Below are 15,800 nucleotides of genomic sequence, written 5' to 3'. Positions count from 1 at the left end.
TCCTAAAGTGTTTGTTTGGTTGCGGTTTCGGCGGAAACATAAGCTGCATCGGTCACACGAATTACGGATAGATACTCTGCCGCGGTGTTCTCAAATTTCTTCGTGCCGTTAAGAGCAGCAACAACATGGCGGTTCAGCGCTTCGACACAGCCACCGCCGAACCGAATATCGTCGATAGGCTCAGAAACGGGAAGTTCGCTCCAGCTCAGCTCTCCGAACTTGCGCATTGTGATCTTGCCAAATCCATCAAGACGCAAAGTCCCGTTCTCGGCTTCGATCTCCATTTCGCCCATCGTGTGGCGGGTATTCTCTGCTGCGTGATCCAAAAGCCTGTTGCCGTCGAGCATTGTACGGGTGCCCGTCGTGTGCTGCATCAGCATCACGCCCGCGTCTTCCCCCGCCAACACAGGGTTTAGATTCTCAATATCTGCATAGACGCTTTGAATGTCACCGAAGAGGAATTGGAACAGATCGACAAAGTGAACACCGGTTTCATGTATCAACAAACGGTCCATGGTTCGGAAAGCCGGTTGCCGCGACAAGTAGGCATCTTTGCCACGTCCATCACCGGGCCGAAGCGCGAAACGGGCTTGGTAAACATGGCCGAGCTCTCCGCTTTCGAGCACCGATTTGATCTCCCGATACCACGGCTGAAAGCGGAAGTTCTCGTGAATAATGAGCGTGCAGCCGCGTTTTTTCGCAAGTGCTGCAACGGCTTCAGCTTCTTTGAGGGACGTGCAGAACGGCTTCTGGCAAATTATGACCCGACCATCGCTGGCAAAGGTTTCAATCAACGCTTTGTGCGCTGGCGGAGGTGCAACAATGTCGATGATATCAAGTTGTTCGCAGGTAAGGTCTTCGACGGATTGAAAAGTTTTGGTTCTGTATTCAGCCGCGATTTCCTGCGTGCGCACCGCGTCGAGGTCAAATACGCCGCAAAGCTCGGTATCTGCAATGTCCCGCCAAGCATCTAGGTGGAATTGGCTGAAATAACCCAGACCAATAACCGCAACCTTGTACGGCGCCTCCATTAGGCAACCTCTTCGAGCAGCTCAATTACGGTTTCGGTTACGGCTTTGGTGCCCATATCGCCGCCAAACTCCATAGGCCGGAGCGCGTTGCGTTCAAAACCAAGGTCTACCGCCTTGTCGACGAGCGCTCCTGCATCTTCATAACCGCCAACGCCTGTTTTTTCGCCGATGTAGTCAAGCATCAAGCCGCCGGACAGGATAGCTGCAAGCGGGTTGGCTTTGTCTTGGCCCATGATATCCGGCGCGCTTCCGTGAGCGGGCTGGAATAGGCCGATGGTGTCACCGATTTCGCCACAGGCCGCCATGCCCATCCCGCCGACAAGGCCGCCGCAGAGATCAGACAGGATGTCGCCAAACATGTTTTCCATAACCATGACATCAAACTCCCAAGGCTTGCGCACAAGGTCAAGCGCCATGGCGTCCACATAATTGTAAGACGTTTCGACGGTTGGATGCGCGGCTTTCACCTCGTCAAAGATCTGGCGAAAGAAGGCTTGGCTGGTAAATACGTTGGCTTTGTCCACACAGGTAAGGCGCCCGGATTTTCCGCGCTCTTTGCGTTTTTCGGCCAATTGGAACGCAAACTCGTGGAGTTTTTCCGTTGTGGCGCGCGAAATGCGCATGATGTCGCGAACTTCGACATTGGGCACGATTTCTGCGCGGTTGTGAACAGCTGCGGTGTAGAATAGCCCTTCGGTACTTTCGCGAAGGATTATCATGTCGATACCTTCGGCCCGAGGATCAGCAAGGCGCTGCGGTGCGTTGGGGTAGGCCTTGACGGGGCGAATGCCTGCATAAAGTTGATACCGGTCGCGCAAGCGCAGATGCGGAGAGATTTCTGTACCATCTTTATGACGAATAGCAGGAAGGCCAATCGCGCCGAGGAAAATGGCATCCGCTTCGCCAGCGCGCTCTTCGCCGTCCGGTTCGATATCCCTGCCAGTCTCGGCATAGTATCCCGCTCCGGCTTTGATCTCTTGAATGTTCGGTGCCACGGCTCCAGAGTGTTTCAGCGCAGCTGATGTTACCGCAAGCGCGGCCTCTGCAACGTCAATACCGATTCCGTCACCCTTTATGAGTGAAATCTTGGGCGTCCGTGTCATGTTTCACCTTGTTTAAGCTTTTGCTCTTATCAAGGATTGCGGATACCTTAATAAATGCATTAAAAAACTCATTAATGCACGCAACGACAGTTTGCAATCTGAAATGATCAAAAATACATCTAAAAAGAGCGATAAGCGGGGAGGAGGCCAAATGACAACCAAATGGCAGGTCTATGCGGTTAAATATGCGGAGCGGAATACGCGAACGCGGAAAGACAGCTTCATATTTGACGATCACCCCGCCGCGCAACATGGAATGGACTATTTCGTTTGGCTTCTGACCGATGGCACACGAAATATTCTTGTAGATACGGGCTATGACGAGGCCGAAGGCCAAAGGCGTGCGCGACCGATCTTGCGCGATCCAGCACAGGCGCTGGCCGCATTGGATGTAAACCCACTGCTTATCGATACAGTCATCGTAACGCATCTCCACTATGACCACGCGGGGGGGCTAGATCGGTATCCAAACGCGAAGTTCCACCTTCAGGAAGTCGAAATGGGCTTTGCGACGGGGCCTTGCATGTGTGATCCGACATTGCAGATGCCTTACACGGCCGATCATGTTTGCGAAATGGTGCGGCATGTCTTCGCTGGGCGTGTGGTGTTTTACAAGGGGGACGGCGAAGTCGCGCCGGGCGTCACTGTTCATAGGATCGGAGGCCACTCACGCGGTCTTCAGGCCGTTCGTGTTGAAACAGAGAATGGACCATTGTGCCTCGCAAGCGACGCCGCGCATTACTACGAGAACTTTCAGCAGCGAAAACCGTTTCCGATTGTCGTTGATATGGAAGACATGGTGCAGGGGTTTGACAAGATTCAGGCCCTAGCCGGGGGAAGCGCTTCGCGAGTTATTCCAGGACACGATCCGCTGGTTACGGATCGGTTCGATGAATTCGGCGAGAGTGGCTATTTATGGCGGCTTGATCGGCTCAAAGCGTAGTATCAACAAAAAAGGGCGAGCCGTTTGGCCCGCCCGAATTTCTTAATGTTCCAAACTTAAGCGAGCAGTTCGCGCGCAGCATCCGGAGTGAGCGGAGCAGGGCGCTCGCAGGTTGTTGACATCTCGACGAAACCACGTTTTTCGCCAGCAGCGAGGATCGATGTCATGACCTCGACAGCGTGTAACGCTAGTGCATCGGAGCAGCGGTGTGGGCGGCCTTCTTGAATGGCGATCGCCATATCGGCTAAACCTGCACAGCGGTAATTTGCGTTGTCTCCGTCGTTAGGAACAGAGAATGGGTGCTCCCATTCACCAGAAAGCTCAACGTCAGCTTCGCGCTTCGTTTGCTTGATCTCGCCGCCAAAGAAGTTTGGATCAGGCACGTGAAGCGTTCCTTCTTCGCCATAAAGCTCCATGTTTGAATGACCGTGCTGCCAGACATCCCAGCTTGTTACCATGGTGATTACTGCGCCGGATTCAAACTCAAGCAAAGCGTGAATTGTTGTCGGTGTGCCAACAGGAATTTTCTCGCCATTGCGTGGTTGAGACGTGATGAGGCGCTCTGGAGCTGGCGTTGACGTGAGGGCGGCAACCCGCGCAACAGGACCGAGCAACTGTACCAGATTGGTGACATAGTAAGGGCCGATGTCTAGAACAGGGCCTGCGCCTGGCTGATAGAAGAAGTCAGGGTTTGGATGCCAATGCTCCATCCCGTGTCCCATCACAAAAGCCGTCCCAGACGTGATTTTTCCAACCTCGCCGCTATCGATTATGTTGCGAACACGCTGATGCGCGCCGCCCATGAACGTATCTGGAGCGGAACCAACACGGAGCCCTTTTTCTTCGGCCAGTGCTTTAAGCTCGGCACCTTCTTCCAAGGTCAGAACGAATGGCTTCTCCGAATACACATGCTTGCCGGCAAGCAGTACGTTTTTTGAAACTTCGAAGTGCGCAGCAGGGATCGTCAGGTTCACAACGATATCAATGTCATCCGAAGCAAGCAGGCCATCGACAGTTTCAGCCCGAACGCCGAATTCTTTTGCGCGCTCGTTCGCGGCATCCATGTTCAAATCAGCGACGGCCCGAAGCTCGATGCCTTTGAACATAGGGCCAAGCCGGAGATAAGCCGCTGAGATATTGCCGGCACCAATGATGCCGACGCCAAGTTTATTAGTCATTTCGAACTCCTAAAGAGCTTTGTAGTTGTTGATCGAACGGGTTGCGAACCGCTTGAAATCGTTTGGTTTGTCATGTTCCATTACGAAGTGCGCTGCCTTGGTCTTGGTGCGAACAGCATCAAGGATGCCCGCCCAATCCATGGTGCCCTCGCCAACATCTGCCCAGCCATCCTCGTCCGTGCATTCGCCTTCAGGCGCGATATCTTTGACGTGGATCGCAGAGATGCGGTCAGCGTATTTGGTGATCCATGCGATTGGGTCACCGCCACCGCGGACGATCCACGCAATGTCTGCTTCCCATTCGATTTTTGGCGCGGCTTCAAGGATTACTTCCATTGGGACGGCGCCATCAGCTGTTGCGACAAATTCGAAGTCGTGGTTGTGCCAGCCAAAGCCGATGCCATGCGCAGCGAGTGCCTCTTGAGCCGCGGCGAGACGCGCGGCAAAGGCTTGCCAGCCTGCTTTGTCTGACGGGCGCTGATTGTCCATCAAGTAGGGCGCATAAATGGTTTTGATACCAAGAGCGCCCGCGATTTCGACGACCTTCTCAAGATTGCTTTCTAGGTCATCAATACCGACATGCGCGGTTGGCATTGACAGGCCCGTTGCATCCATCGCGGCACGAACCTTGTCGGTGTCGCCATAAAGGGCGCCATAGCCCTCTACGCCCGTGTAGCCAAGTTCGGACAGAGTTTTGAAAACGTCGTCCCATGGGGTGAAGTCTCTGGCACTATAAAGTTGAAAGGAAGCGCTCATGATTTAGATCCTGCTTTCGGTGGTTTTTTCAAAGAGTGAGAGGCGTGCGGCGTCAAATCCGATCCGCAATGTGTCTCCGGGCTCAACAGAAGATTGGCCGTCGATGCGGATACGAATGCGTTCACCCATAACCTCGCACCAAACTACGGTATCGCTGCCCATTGGCTCGACGATTTCGACGCTTGTGTCGATTTTGAAGTCAGATGCTTCGGCGGCCTCGCCAACAACAATATGTTCTGGGCGAATACCCATCCATGCGTTGCCCGCGGCGGGGGACGAAACAAACTCATACCCCGTGAGCGGAATGGTCTGCCCCGCGGTTTCAAAGGTCGGCGCGCCATCTGTGTTAACTGCGCCGAGGAAGAAGTTCATTGAGGGCGACCCGATGAAGTCGGCCACGTATTTGTTCGCCGGCTTGTTGTAGATTTCACTTGGGCTTGCGAGTTGCTGAATCAGGCCGTCTTTCATGATCGCGATGCGATCCGCGAGTGTCATGGCTTCCACCTGATCGTGTGTCACATAGATCATCGTGTTGTGAAGCTGCTGGTGCAGACGTTTGATTTCTACACGCAGGTCCGCGCGAAGCTTGGCGTCAAGGTTGGACAATGGCTCGTCAAAGAGGAATACGTCCACATCGCGAACAAGGGCGCGGCCAATAGCAACGCGCTGGCGTTGACCACCAGACAAGGCCGCCGGTTTACGCTTCAGTAGGTCCTCCATTTGCAGGACTTCTGCAGCGCGCTGAACGCGTTTCTTGATCTCGTCTTTCGGGAGTTTGGCGTTCTTGAGGCCGAAGGAAAGGTTCCCTTCAACGCTCATTTGTGGATAGAGCGCATAGCTCTGGAACACCATGCCGATGCCGCGCTCGCTTGGCTCTGCCCATGTGACGTTCTCGCCTTTGATGTGGATCTGGCCGCCCGTTACGTCCAGCAGTCCGGCGATGCAGTTCAGGAGCGTTGACTTGCCACAGCCGGACGCACCGAGAAGCACGAGGAATTCGCCGTTGGCAATTTCGAGGTTGAGGTCTTTGAGCACTTCGACCGCGCCAAAGCTGAGATCGAGGTGTTTGATGGATACGCTTGATGTGCTTGTCATGATTTAGCCTTTCACCGCACCGGCAGCAATGCCGCGCACGAAGAGCTTGCCAGAGGCAAAGTAGATAATGAGAGGAACGAGGCCGGTCAGAAGAGTAGCCGCCATGTTGACGTTGTACTCTTTCACGCCTTGTACCGAGTTCACGATGTTGTTGAGCTGTACAGTCATCGGATAGATGTCCGGCTTTGTATAGATCACCCCAAAGAGGAAGTCGTTCCAAATACCTGTGACCTGAATGATCATCGCCACAACAAAGATCGGAAGACTCATGGGTAGCATCACCTGGAAATAAATTCCCCAGAAACCGGCACCATCAACCCGAGCAGCTTTGAACAGCTCGTCAGGCAGTGATGTGAAATAGTTGCGGAACAATAGCGTCAGGATTGGCATGCCAAAGATCGTGTGCACCACAACCAGCCCCCAAAGCGATCCCATGAGGCCAACTTCGCGGAGCAGGATCACAATCGGATAGAGCATCACCTGATAGGGAATGAATGCACCGAAGATTAGAATGGTGAAGAATACTTCGGACCCTTTGAACTTCCAGTTTGCCAGCGCATAGCCGTTTACAGAAGCGATCGCGATAGATAGCGCCACCGAAGGAACGAGGATGGAAACCGAATTCCAGAAACCGCGGCTAAGGCCGTCACAGTTCAGGCCGGTACATGCGGTAGACCACGCCTTCACCCATGGCTCGAACGTAATGTCTACCGGCAGATCAAAGATGTTACCTGCGCGGATCTCGGGCATGCCTTTAAGCGATGTCGTAACCATCACATAAAGAGGTAGGAGATAGTAGAACGCAACGACCAGCAGCGTGCCATAGAGCATGATGTTTGTGCCGGAGAGGCGCTTGCGGGGTTTGGTGCCCTGCGGGCCTTCGAGATTGTACTTATTTTGCACGGCGTTTCCCTCCGTATTCGAGATAAGCGTAGGGAACGAGGATTATCAGCACCGTCACCAACATCATGGTAGAGGCGGCAAATGCCTGTCCGAGGTTTTGGTTTTTGAACATGGATTCAATAACGTATTTGGCCGGAACTTCAGAAGCGATGCCCGGTCCGCCATTGGTTTGTGCGACGACAAGGTCATAGACCTTAACGATGCCGGCGGTGATGAGTACGAGCGCCGTTACAAAAACAGGGCGCATCATCGGGATCACGATAAAGATGTATGTTTTCCACTTTGGAATTCCGTCAACGCGCGCGGCTTTCCAGATCTCCTGATCAATGCCTCGGAGACCAGCGAGCATGATGACCATGATCAGACCAGACCCTTGCCAGATTGCGGCAATCAGAATGCCGTAGATCACGATGTCCTGATTATAGAGGGGATCAAAAGCGAAGCTTTCCCAACCAAGGGAACGCACGATCTTCTGTACTCCGAAGTCAGGGTTCAAAATCCACTGCCATGTAAGGCCAGTCACAACAAATGACAGAGCAAACGGATAAAGGATGATCGTCCGGATTGTATTTTCAAAGCGGATTTTCTGATCCAACAGAGTCGCAAGGAAGAATCCAATGCAAATCGACAATACAAGGGAGCAAATCCCGTAGATTGCCAAGTTCTCAATGGAAATCAGCCATTTGTTGGTCTTCCAAAGTCGCTCGTATTGGTCGAGACCAACAAAATCGGTTTTTGGAAGAAGTTTTGATTTAGTAAAGGAGTGGACAATCGTCCATATTGTGCAACCTACGAAAACGACAAGGGCAGTAGCGACCATTGGGATCGCGGCAACCTTGGCGTTCAGATTGCGCAAAAGCTGGTTGGGCCTTTTTGCATCCGCCATGGAATTTCTCGCTGTTGGATTTAGCTGAGGGTGTGCGACGGGTTAGCCGTGCCGCACATCAGGGTATTCAGGTTGCTCCCGAGTGCGAACACTCGGGAGCGGCTTACAAACAGAGAGGATCAGTCCGCGCTTGCAATGATGTCGGCGTAACGCTTATGCGCGTCTTCAGCCGTAATCGAAGTGTCGTTCCAGAATTCAACCATCAGGTCTTCAAGCTGGCCTGTGGTGTCAGCGGAAAGAACTTGGTTGCCATCAGGAAGGATGTTGCCAGAAGCGAGGATTTCGAGACCTTTCTTCATGCAGTCGTTCGCTGCGGCAAGGTCAACATCACCACGAACAGGCAGCGAGCCTTTCTTCAGGTTGAAGTTAACTTGTACTTCCTTGGACAGAAGCAATTTAGCCAGCTCTTTTTGAGCAGCTTCGACTTCTGGATCGTCCTGTTTCGGGAAATAGAACGCGTCACCACCAGTAGAGATGATTTCGTTCACGCCCAAACCTGGCAGACATGTGTAGTCTTCGCCGGCAACCTGCTCGGCAACCGCGAATTCACCTTGTGCCCAGTCACCCATGATCTGACCACCGGCTTCGCCGTTGATAACCATAGCTGTTGCGAGGTTCCAATCGGACACGTTTGAGCCAGCAGAAAGCTCACGCGCGGCTGCAGCAGCTTCAAATACAGCGGCCATTTCAGCGCTTGCAGCTGCGTCTGCGTCTTTCTCTGCGTATACTTTTGTCCAGAGCTCAGGGCCACCGAGTGCAACAAGCATCACGCCAAATGCGCCTGAGGACTGCCAGCTTTGCTGACCCATTGCGAGTGGCACTTTGCCAGCTGCCTCGAGAGCTGGAGCGGAAGAAACAAATTCATCCCAGTTGGAAGGAACGTCTACGCCTGCGTCAGCATATGCTTTGTGCGACAGCCAGAGCCACTGCCAAGAGTGGATGTTCACAGGAACACAGTAAACTTTGCCGTCTACTGTACAGCTATCAAGAAGCGAAACAGGGTGTACGATGTCGCGCCAGCCGCCTTCTTCTGCGATGTCAGTAAGGTCAAGCATCAGGCCAGCTTCAACAAGCTCTTCGGCTTGACGTCCGTGGTTAAGCTGGGTGGCGTGCATTGGATCGCCGCCAAGAATACGGCTTACGATTACGCCGCGTGCAACGCCGCCGCCGCCAGCGATCGCGCCGTCGACCCAGTTGTTGCCTTCTGTCTCGTTGAAAGCTTTTGCAAATTCGGCAACAGCAGCAGCTTCGCCGCCTGATGTCCACCAGTGTGTTACCTCTAGATCGGCCGCAGAAACTGCGGAAGCCGCGCAAAGCGCAGTAGTTGCAACAAGTGCATTACGGAAATTCATAGATTCCTCCCTTTATGTAAGCGTCATCCCACGACGCCCTTGTAATCGATTACAATTTCACGCATCGTTACGTTAGAGATGCTGTAATCGATTACAGTATGGGACATTCTAATTGAGATTCTGTCAAGCCCTTCCGTCAAACTTTTGGTGCAGGCAGGGAAAATCTCGTAGGAGGAGGAATGAAGTCACCGAATCAGAGAGCGCGGATTCTCGACGTTGCGAGAGCGGCGGGCGTTTCGACCGCCAGTGTCAGTCGCGCGTTAAGTAATCCGTCGCAAGTTTCGGATGAAACGCGCGAGGCTGTTCTGCAGGCTGTAGAACAGACTGGCTATCGCGCCAACCGCGCAGCGAGGAACTTGAGAACCCAGAAAACGGGCGCAATTCTGGCGCTTATTCCGAATCTGTCTAATCCATTTTTCTCGCAGGTCATTTCCGGCATCGAGCAAGTGGCGAGCCAAGCTGGATACTCAATTCTTGTTGCGGATACGGAAAATCAATCAACTCCAAAAATTCATGTCGCTGACGTTTTCACTGATGGAATTGCGGATGGTGTTATTATCCTTGATGGGTTCATGGAGCCAGAATCCATTGAATCTGTGCGGGCCACAGGGTCGGAAAATCTGGTGGTCTATGCCTGTGAATGGGCGGAGAGCGTCGGCCTTCCTTCTATAAGATCTGATAACGCCGAAGGTGCGCGACTCGCGGCGCGGCATCTTGCGGAGTGTGGTCATAAACGAGTCGGGCACATATGCGGCCCAAAGGACAATATCCTAACGCCTACGCGCAGAGATGAATTTGTAAAAGAGGCGCGCGCGCTCGGCATGGAAGTTCGGGACGAGTGGATTTTGCCCGGAGATTTCCGCCTCGCCTCTGGTGCAGCGGCGGCGGAGACAATCCTTGCCATGGATCAGCGTCCGACTGGAATATTCAGTGCTTCAGACATGATGGCGCTTGGATTTATGAAAGGTCTCTTGGCGGCTGGTATCAAGATTCCGGAAGAAATTGCTTTGATCGGATTTGATGACGTAGCGATTGCGGCTTACATGCACCCTTCGCTCACAACCATTCGACAAAACCGTGTTGAAATCGGTCGGATTGCCGCAAAAGCGCTGTTGGAAAGAATCCAGAACCCGAACAAGGATTGGGAACATTTTCAACATATCGTCCCCGTGGAATTGGTTGGGAGAGAAAGCACAGGTCCGTTGCCGCAGAAATAATTAGGAAGATCCGGCATCGGTTGTTCGCGCCGAAGGCACACCGCAAGAAATCAACGCTGAATGGCCATATTGCTCGTCGAATTGCGCCATTTTGTTGCCTTTTTCTCGGGCGACATTTTCCTTGGTCCTCCTGTTCGGACCGCTTAACGAGGCTAAAACGGACGAGTTTATTATGTCATTCCTGAGTGCCATTACAATTGACCAAATCCTTCTGAGCTTTATGGCGTGCTACATTGTACGTGAAATCATGGTGCTCGCACTGCCAGACACAATCGCAGGTCCAGGCGGTTGGCTCGTTAACACACAGTCCTGAACTACGGTTCCTTCCCGAAAAATCTGCCATCGACGTGGAGCGTATCCGCATCAGAATTGCGGCTGCGCAATAGGTCGAACCCCCAAATCTCACGAAAAATGAGACAGTAACCGTTTACATTGCTTGATTTCTGCATTTGTAATCGATTACGGTGCCTCTCGGGCGCGTATTGTTTCTCGCCCTAATTGAGATTCTGGGAGGGATTCATGAAAACATTAAAGGGCCCCGGCCTTTTCCTCGCGCAGTTCGCAGGAGACGACGCTCCGTTCAATTCCTGGTCTGCAATCACAAAATGGGCAGCAGATTGTGGCTACAAAGGCGTTCAGCTTCCGAGCTGGGATGCGCGCTTCATTGATCTGGAAAAAGCCGCAACTTCAAAAGATTACTGTGACACGCTTGCTGGCGAAGCCCGTGAGAACGGCGTAGAGATCACCGAACTTTCGACACACCTTCAAGGACAGCTCGTTGCAGTTCACCCCGCATACGATACGTCATTCGATGGCTTTGCAGCACCACACGTTCAAGGCAACCCAAAGGCGCGTCAGGAATGGGCGGTCGAGCAGGTTAAAATGGCGCTTTCCGCGAGTAAGAACCTTGGAATCGATGCACATGCAACCTTCTCTGGTGCGCTCGCATGGCCATATGTTTACCCTTGGCCACAGCGTCCAGCAGGGCTCGTTGAAACAGCATTTGATGAGTTGGCAAAGCGTTGGAAGCCGATTCTTGATCATGCTGATGAATGCGGCGTTGACGTTTGCTATGAAATCCACCCAGGCGAAGACCTGCATGATGGCGTTACATTTGAGATGTTCCTTGAGCGCGTAAACAATCACGCCCGCTGTAACATGCTCTATGATCCAAGCCACTATGTGCTTCAGTGCCTTGATTATCTCGACAATATCGACATCTACAAAGACCGGATCAAAATGTTCCATGTCAAGGATGCCGAGTTTAACCCAACCGGACGCCAAGGCGTTTACAGTGGTTATCAAAGCTGGGTCGATCGCGCAGGCCGTTTCCGCAGTCTTGGCGATGGTCAGGTTGATTTCGGAGCGGTGTTCTCGAAGATGGCCGCAAATGATTTTGATGGCTGGGCTGTTGTCGAGTGGGAATGTGCGCTGAAACACCCAGAAGACGGTGCACGCGAAGGCGCGCAGTTCGTCAAAGACCACATTATTCGCGTAACCGAGCGCGCATTTGATGACTTTGCCGATGGCGGAACCGATGAGGTTGCCAACCGCAAAATGCTTGGTCTGGAGGTTTAATCATGGCGATTACAGGACGCAACGAAGCCCTGTCCGGACCAATCCGCTTGGGTATGGTCGGCGGAGGCAAAGACGCCTTTATCGGTGGTGTTCACCGGATCGCATCGCGCATTGATGGCAAGTTTGAATTGATCGCAGGTGCACTTTCCAGCACGCCTGAACGCGCTCTGGAGTCCGGTCGTGCGCTTGGGCTGGCGGAGGATCGTATCTACTCCAGCTATAAGGAAATGGCGATCCGCGAGGCCCGATTGAAAAACGGGATCGAGGCTGTGGCAATCGTAACGCCAAACCACGTTCACCTTGATGCAGCGCGCGAGTTTCTAAAGCGCGGCATTCACGTGATCTGTGACAAGCCTCTGACTTCGACATTGCCGGACGCCAAAAAATTGGTGAAGGCGGCGGAGTCTTCGGATGCGCTCTTTATCCTGACGCACAACTACACGGGTTATCCGATGATCCGCCAAGCGCGTGAGATGATCGCGAATGGCGAACTTGGCAAACTCCGTTTGGTGCAGGTTGAGTATGTTCAAGATTGGCTTGCCGAAGAGGCGGACGCCGACAACAAGCAAGCCGCATGGCGTACTGACCCGGAGAAATCCGGCGCGGGTGGTTCAACTGGTGATATTGGCACGCATGCGTTCAACCTTGCCAGCTTCGTTTCCGACCTCGAGGTAGATACACTTTCGGCGGATCTTCAAGCGTTTGTTCCCGGTCGATTGGTCGATGACAACGCTCATGTGATGATGCGTTACGAAGGTGGAGCGCGCGGCACACTTTGGTGCAGCCAAGTTGCTGTCGGCAATGAGAATGGCCTGCGGTTGCGCATCTACGGTGAGAAGGGTGGCCTCGAATGGTGTCAGGAAGACCCGAACTATCTCTGGTACACTCCATTCGGTGAGCCGAAGCGTTTGATTACGCGCGGCGGTGCGGGTTCGGGTGAGGCCGCTGGCCGTGTGAGCCGCATACCTCCTGGGCATCCTGAAGGGTATCTTGAAGGCTTTGCAACGATCTATTCCGAAGCGGCCGAAGCGATTCAGGCGCGCCGTGAAGGGAAAGATGTGCCAGCTGAGGTTGTCTATCCAACTGTTCAGGATGGTCTTAAAGGCGTGCAATTCATTGACGCTTGCGTGCGCTCGTCGGCGCGTAACGCGGCTTGGGTCAAGCTGGCCTAAGACCCTAGAAACGACACAAAGAACGGGGGCAGTTTTGCCCCCGTTTTCGTTTAAACGGCGTCGTTTACCAATGCGCCGTGGCTTGTGACAACTTTTCCCGCAAGCTCTGCGCCGCTGGTAATCGCGCTCGCAAGATCTGCACCTTGAAGGAGCGCGGCGCAGAAACCCGCATTGAAGCTGTCTCCGGCGGCAGTTGTGTCTACGACGTTTTCAACAATGTTCGGCTGCACGGTAATCGGTGCTTCGCCCTTGGTTTGCGCTGTTACAAGACCCGGCCCATTTTTGACGATCACAGTGTTCACACCAGCGGCGAAATAGCGCTCGATTGTCGCCTCCGGCGAAGTATCACCATAGAACTGCTGCTCTTCGTCAAAGGACGGAAGGATGATCTCCGAAACCTTCGCCGCATCCGAAATGGCGTCTGACATCTCTGTTTGGTCTTTCCAAAGGCGCAGGCGCTGGTTCGGGTCGAAGATTGTCGTTTTTCCAGCAGCGCGCGCTTTACCAATTGCTTCAAGGAATGCCGCGCGGTGTTCAGGCAGCACAACAGCAAGAGAAATGCCTGAGAAGAACAATACATCCGCTTCCATGAATCTCTCAGTCATGTAATCCACATCGCCTGCCATTTGCCGAGCCGCGGAATCCGAACGCCAGTAGGAAAAGCTACGTTCGCCGCCGTCAAGGTGGATCATGTAAAGGCCGACTGTCTTCTCCGCGACCTCGCGTGCGGGCGACATATCGATCCCCGAAGACTTGGCAAATTCGCGCATCTCATTGCTGGCCGCATCTACACCAAGACCCGAGAAATACTTCACACCCCAGTCAGTAGGGAGAAGTTTGGCGAGGTACCAAGCTGTGTTGAACGTGTCTCCGGCAAACCCGCGGCGATAGGTGTCTGGGCCGACAACGGCCATTTCGATCATTGCTTCGCCAATAGAAAGGAAAGTCTTGTTCGTCATGTTCAGGTGATATCCTTAAAGTAACTCGCGTGCTCTGCGAGGATGCGGGGGAGGGAGGATTCTGTTCGTGTTAGATGATTGGTGATCACCGCCGCAGCAGCTTCACCGTCATGCGCGCGTAGGGCCGTTACGATTTCGTTGTGGTCGGTGAGGGCGTCTCCGGCATCGAAGTTCAGGCTAAGAAAACGGATGCGGTCGGCCTGTGCTTTGACATCGGTGATAAGGTCCCAGACTTCTGGGCGCTCTGCGATTTCACATATGCGCGCGTGGAAGTTTTCATCCCACTGATAGAATTCGCTGAGGTTCTTACGCGAGAGCGCCTGAACCTGCCGCGTGATCATAAGTTCCAATAGATCAGCTTGAATATCATCAATCTTCGCAGCAGCGGCGCGAACGGTTTCTTTCTCAAGCGCGGTTCGAATGAACTGCACGCTCTTGATGTCGCTGACCGAGATATGCGTGACGACGGTTGCGCGCTGTGGCCGTACCAGCAGGAGACCTTGCTTGGACAGTCGATAAAAGGCATCTCGAACCGGCTGACGGCTCACATCATATTGGCGCGCGATCTCCGCTTCGGACATTTTGTGTCCGGGCTTGAGTTCCAACTCAATGATTTGCCGATAAAGCGCATCATAGATCGTTTCGGTAACGGAGGCTGTTCGGTGGTTGTCCATAACATCCAGGCTTGTGACTTCTCGCAGACTAACATATTAGATGGCCGAGCGCCGAGCCGCAATAGGATTCGGTAGGGGAAATGAAGATAACAGTTAAGAGGGAATTTGCATGAAACTGCTAAGAATGGGCACCGAAGGATCGGAGAAACCATGTGTATTGGATGCGGACGGCAAAGCGCGCGATGTATCGTCTGTGGTGAAGGATTTTGGTCCGCAAACACTTGAAGGTGTTGCCGATACGCTGAAAGGTCTCGATCTGGCTGAGTTCCCGCTTTACGAAGGTGACCAGCGTATCGGAACCCCGATCAGTCAGCCAAAGAACATCTACTGCGTTGGCTTGAACTATACAGATCACGCAAAAGAATCTGGGTTGCCTGTTCCGGAAGAACCCATCCTTTTTAACAAATCCGCGTCCACATTCTGTGGCCCAAACGCGCCGCTCTATTATGCGGATCACATGACCAAGCTTGATTGGGAAGTCGAACTTGGCATCGTTATCGGCAAAACTGCTTTCGGCGTGGCCCCGGAAGACGCGCTTGACTACGTAGCCGGTGTTACAGTTGTGAACGACGTTTCAGAGCGTTCGTGGCAGATTGACCGTGGCGGCCAGTGGATGAAGGGTAAAAGCTTCCCGAACTTCTGCCCGACTGGTCCATGGCTTGTGACGCTTGATGAGCTTGAAGTGCAAAATCTTGACATGTGGCTTGATGTGAATGGCGAGCGGATGCAAACCGGCACAACCTCCACTATGATTTTTGATGTGAAAACAATCGTTTCCTACATGAGCAGCTTTATGAAGCTCGAAGAAGGAGACCTGATTTGTACAGGTACGCCTCCAGGTGTTGGCATGGGGATGAACCCACCGAAATACCTGAAAGTTGGCGATACTGTTGAGCTTGGTATCGAGAACCTCGGCTCGCAGAAACAAACGGTTGAGAGCCTCTAAAACGAAA

General features: G+C 53.2%; 16 protein-coding genes. 6 read left to right on the top strand and 10 right to left on the bottom strand.

The genetic code is table 11. The annotated features are described in order from the left end of the window. Positions 1–2: 2 nt before the first annotated feature. Both N9C89_RS12445 and N9C89_RS12440 read right to left on the bottom strand, forming a co-directional pair. Positions 3–1,031, bottom strand: a complete 1,029-nt coding sequence (locus tag N9C89_RS12445) for a Gfo/Idh/MocA family protein (RefSeq protein WP_263954238.1) — start codon at positions 1,029–1,031, stop codon at positions 3–5. Then, a complete protein-coding gene (locus N9C89_RS12440) occupies positions 1,031–2,134 on the bottom strand; it encodes an isocitrate/isopropylmalate dehydrogenase family protein (RefSeq protein ID WP_263954237.1) in 1,104 nt (367 codons plus the stop codon). Before N9C89_RS12440 ends, N9C89_RS12445 begins: the two co-directional genes overlap by 1 nt. Before the next feature lie 151 nt (positions 2,135–2,285). Here N9C89_RS12440 and N9C89_RS12435 point away from each other — a divergent pair, with 151 nt between their 5' ends. Further along, positions 2,286–3,077 carry an N-acyl homoserine lactonase family protein gene (locus N9C89_RS12435; protein ID WP_263954236.1) on the top strand — a complete coding sequence of 264 codons (792 nt, stop codon included), beginning with the start codon at positions 2,286–2,288 and terminating at the stop codon, positions 3,075–3,077. 56 nt (positions 3,078–3,133) lie between these two features. On the opposite strand, the gene N9C89_RS12430 is transcribed toward N9C89_RS12435, so the two are convergent. The 6 genes from N9C89_RS12430 to N9C89_RS12405 form a co-directional block, all read right to left on the bottom strand. Continuing rightward, positions 3,134–4,255 carry a Gfo/Idh/MocA family protein gene (locus N9C89_RS12430; protein WP_263954235.1) on the bottom strand — a complete coding sequence of 374 codons (1,122 nt, stop codon included), beginning with the start codon at positions 4,253–4,255 and terminating at the stop codon, positions 3,134–3,136. A 9-nt stretch (positions 4,256–4,264) separates the two neighbouring features. Next, a complete protein-coding gene (locus N9C89_RS12425; RefSeq protein ID WP_263954234.1) occupies positions 4,265–5,011 on the bottom strand; it encodes a sugar phosphate isomerase/epimerase family protein in 747 nt (248 codons plus the stop codon). Positions 5,012–5,014: 3 nt separating this feature from the next. Continuing rightward, positions 5,015–6,106 carry an ABC transporter ATP-binding protein gene (locus N9C89_RS12420; RefSeq protein WP_263954233.1) on the bottom strand — a complete coding sequence of 364 codons (1,092 nt, stop codon included), beginning with the start codon at positions 6,104–6,106 and terminating at the stop codon, positions 5,015–5,017. Between the two features lie 3 nt (positions 6,107–6,109). Then, positions 6,110–7,009 (bottom strand): carbohydrate ABC transporter permease, encoded by a 900-nt coding sequence (locus N9C89_RS12415; protein ID WP_263954232.1) that lies wholly within the window; start codon positions 7,007–7,009, stop codon positions 6,110–6,112. Continuing rightward, positions 6,999–7,895, bottom strand: coding sequence for a carbohydrate ABC transporter permease (locus N9C89_RS12410; RefSeq protein WP_263954230.1), 897 nt, complete (start codon positions 7,893–7,895; stop codon positions 6,999–7,001). Before N9C89_RS12410 ends, N9C89_RS12415 begins: the two co-directional genes overlap by 11 nt. Positions 7,896–8,014: 119 nt before the next feature. Further along, entirely contained in the window at positions 8,015–9,247 is a 1,233-nt protein-coding gene (locus N9C89_RS12405; RefSeq protein WP_263954229.1) for an ABC transporter substrate-binding protein, read from the bottom strand. A 179-nt stretch (positions 9,248–9,426) separates the two neighbouring features. On the opposite strand from N9C89_RS12405, the gene N9C89_RS12400 reads away from it, so the two are divergent. The 4 genes from N9C89_RS12400 (at position 9,427) to N9C89_RS12385 (ending at position 13,214) form a co-directional block, all read left to right on the top strand. After that, positions 9,427–10,464, top strand: coding sequence for a LacI family DNA-binding transcriptional regulator (locus tag N9C89_RS12400; protein WP_263954228.1), 1,038 nt, complete (start codon positions 9,427–9,429; stop codon positions 10,462–10,464). A 172-nt stretch (positions 10,465–10,636) separates the two neighbouring features. Next, positions 10,637–10,777: a hypothetical protein gene (locus tag N9C89_RS12395; protein ID WP_263954227.1), complete on the top strand. Its 141-nt coding sequence runs from the start codon at positions 10,637–10,639 to the stop codon at positions 10,775–10,777. Between the two features lie 206 nt (positions 10,778–10,983). After that, positions 10,984–12,042, top strand: coding sequence for a sugar phosphate isomerase/epimerase family protein (locus tag N9C89_RS12390; RefSeq protein ID WP_263954226.1), 1,059 nt, complete (start codon positions 10,984–10,986; stop codon positions 12,040–12,042). A gap of 2 nt (positions 12,043–12,044) precedes the next feature. Next, complete coding sequence (locus N9C89_RS12385) at positions 12,045–13,214, top strand: Gfo/Idh/MocA family protein (protein ID WP_263954225.1); 1,170 nt, start codon at positions 12,045–12,047, stop codon at positions 13,212–13,214. Between the two features lie 50 nt (positions 13,215–13,264). Here the strand turns inward: N9C89_RS12385 and N9C89_RS12380 are convergent, their stop codons facing one another. Together N9C89_RS12380 and N9C89_RS12375 are read right to left on the bottom strand one after the other, a co-directional pair. Further along, positions 13,265–14,173 carry a sugar kinase gene (locus N9C89_RS12380; RefSeq protein ID WP_263954224.1) on the bottom strand — a complete coding sequence of 303 codons (909 nt, stop codon included), beginning with the start codon at positions 14,171–14,173 and terminating at the stop codon, positions 13,265–13,267. A 2-nt stretch (positions 14,174–14,175) separates the two neighbouring features. Next, on the bottom strand, positions 14,176–14,847 hold the full coding sequence (locus N9C89_RS12375) for a GntR family transcriptional regulator (protein ID WP_263954223.1): 672 nt from the start codon (positions 14,845–14,847) through the stop codon (positions 14,176–14,178). Positions 14,848–14,956: 109 nt separating this feature from the next. On the opposite strand from N9C89_RS12375, the gene N9C89_RS12370 reads away from it, so the two are divergent. Further along, a complete protein-coding gene (locus N9C89_RS12370; RefSeq protein WP_263954221.1) occupies positions 14,957–15,793 on the top strand; it encodes a fumarylacetoacetate hydrolase family protein in 837 nt (278 codons plus the stop codon). Positions 15,794–15,800: the final 7 nt, after the last annotated feature.

The organism is Halocynthiibacter sp. SDUM655004 (assembly GCF_026015885.1).
Lineage (GTDB): Bacteria > Pseudomonadota > Alphaproteobacteria > Rhodobacterales > Rhodobacteraceae > Falsihalocynthiibacter > Falsihalocynthiibacter halioticoli.
This window is presented reverse-complemented; position numbering and strand designations above follow the sequence as displayed.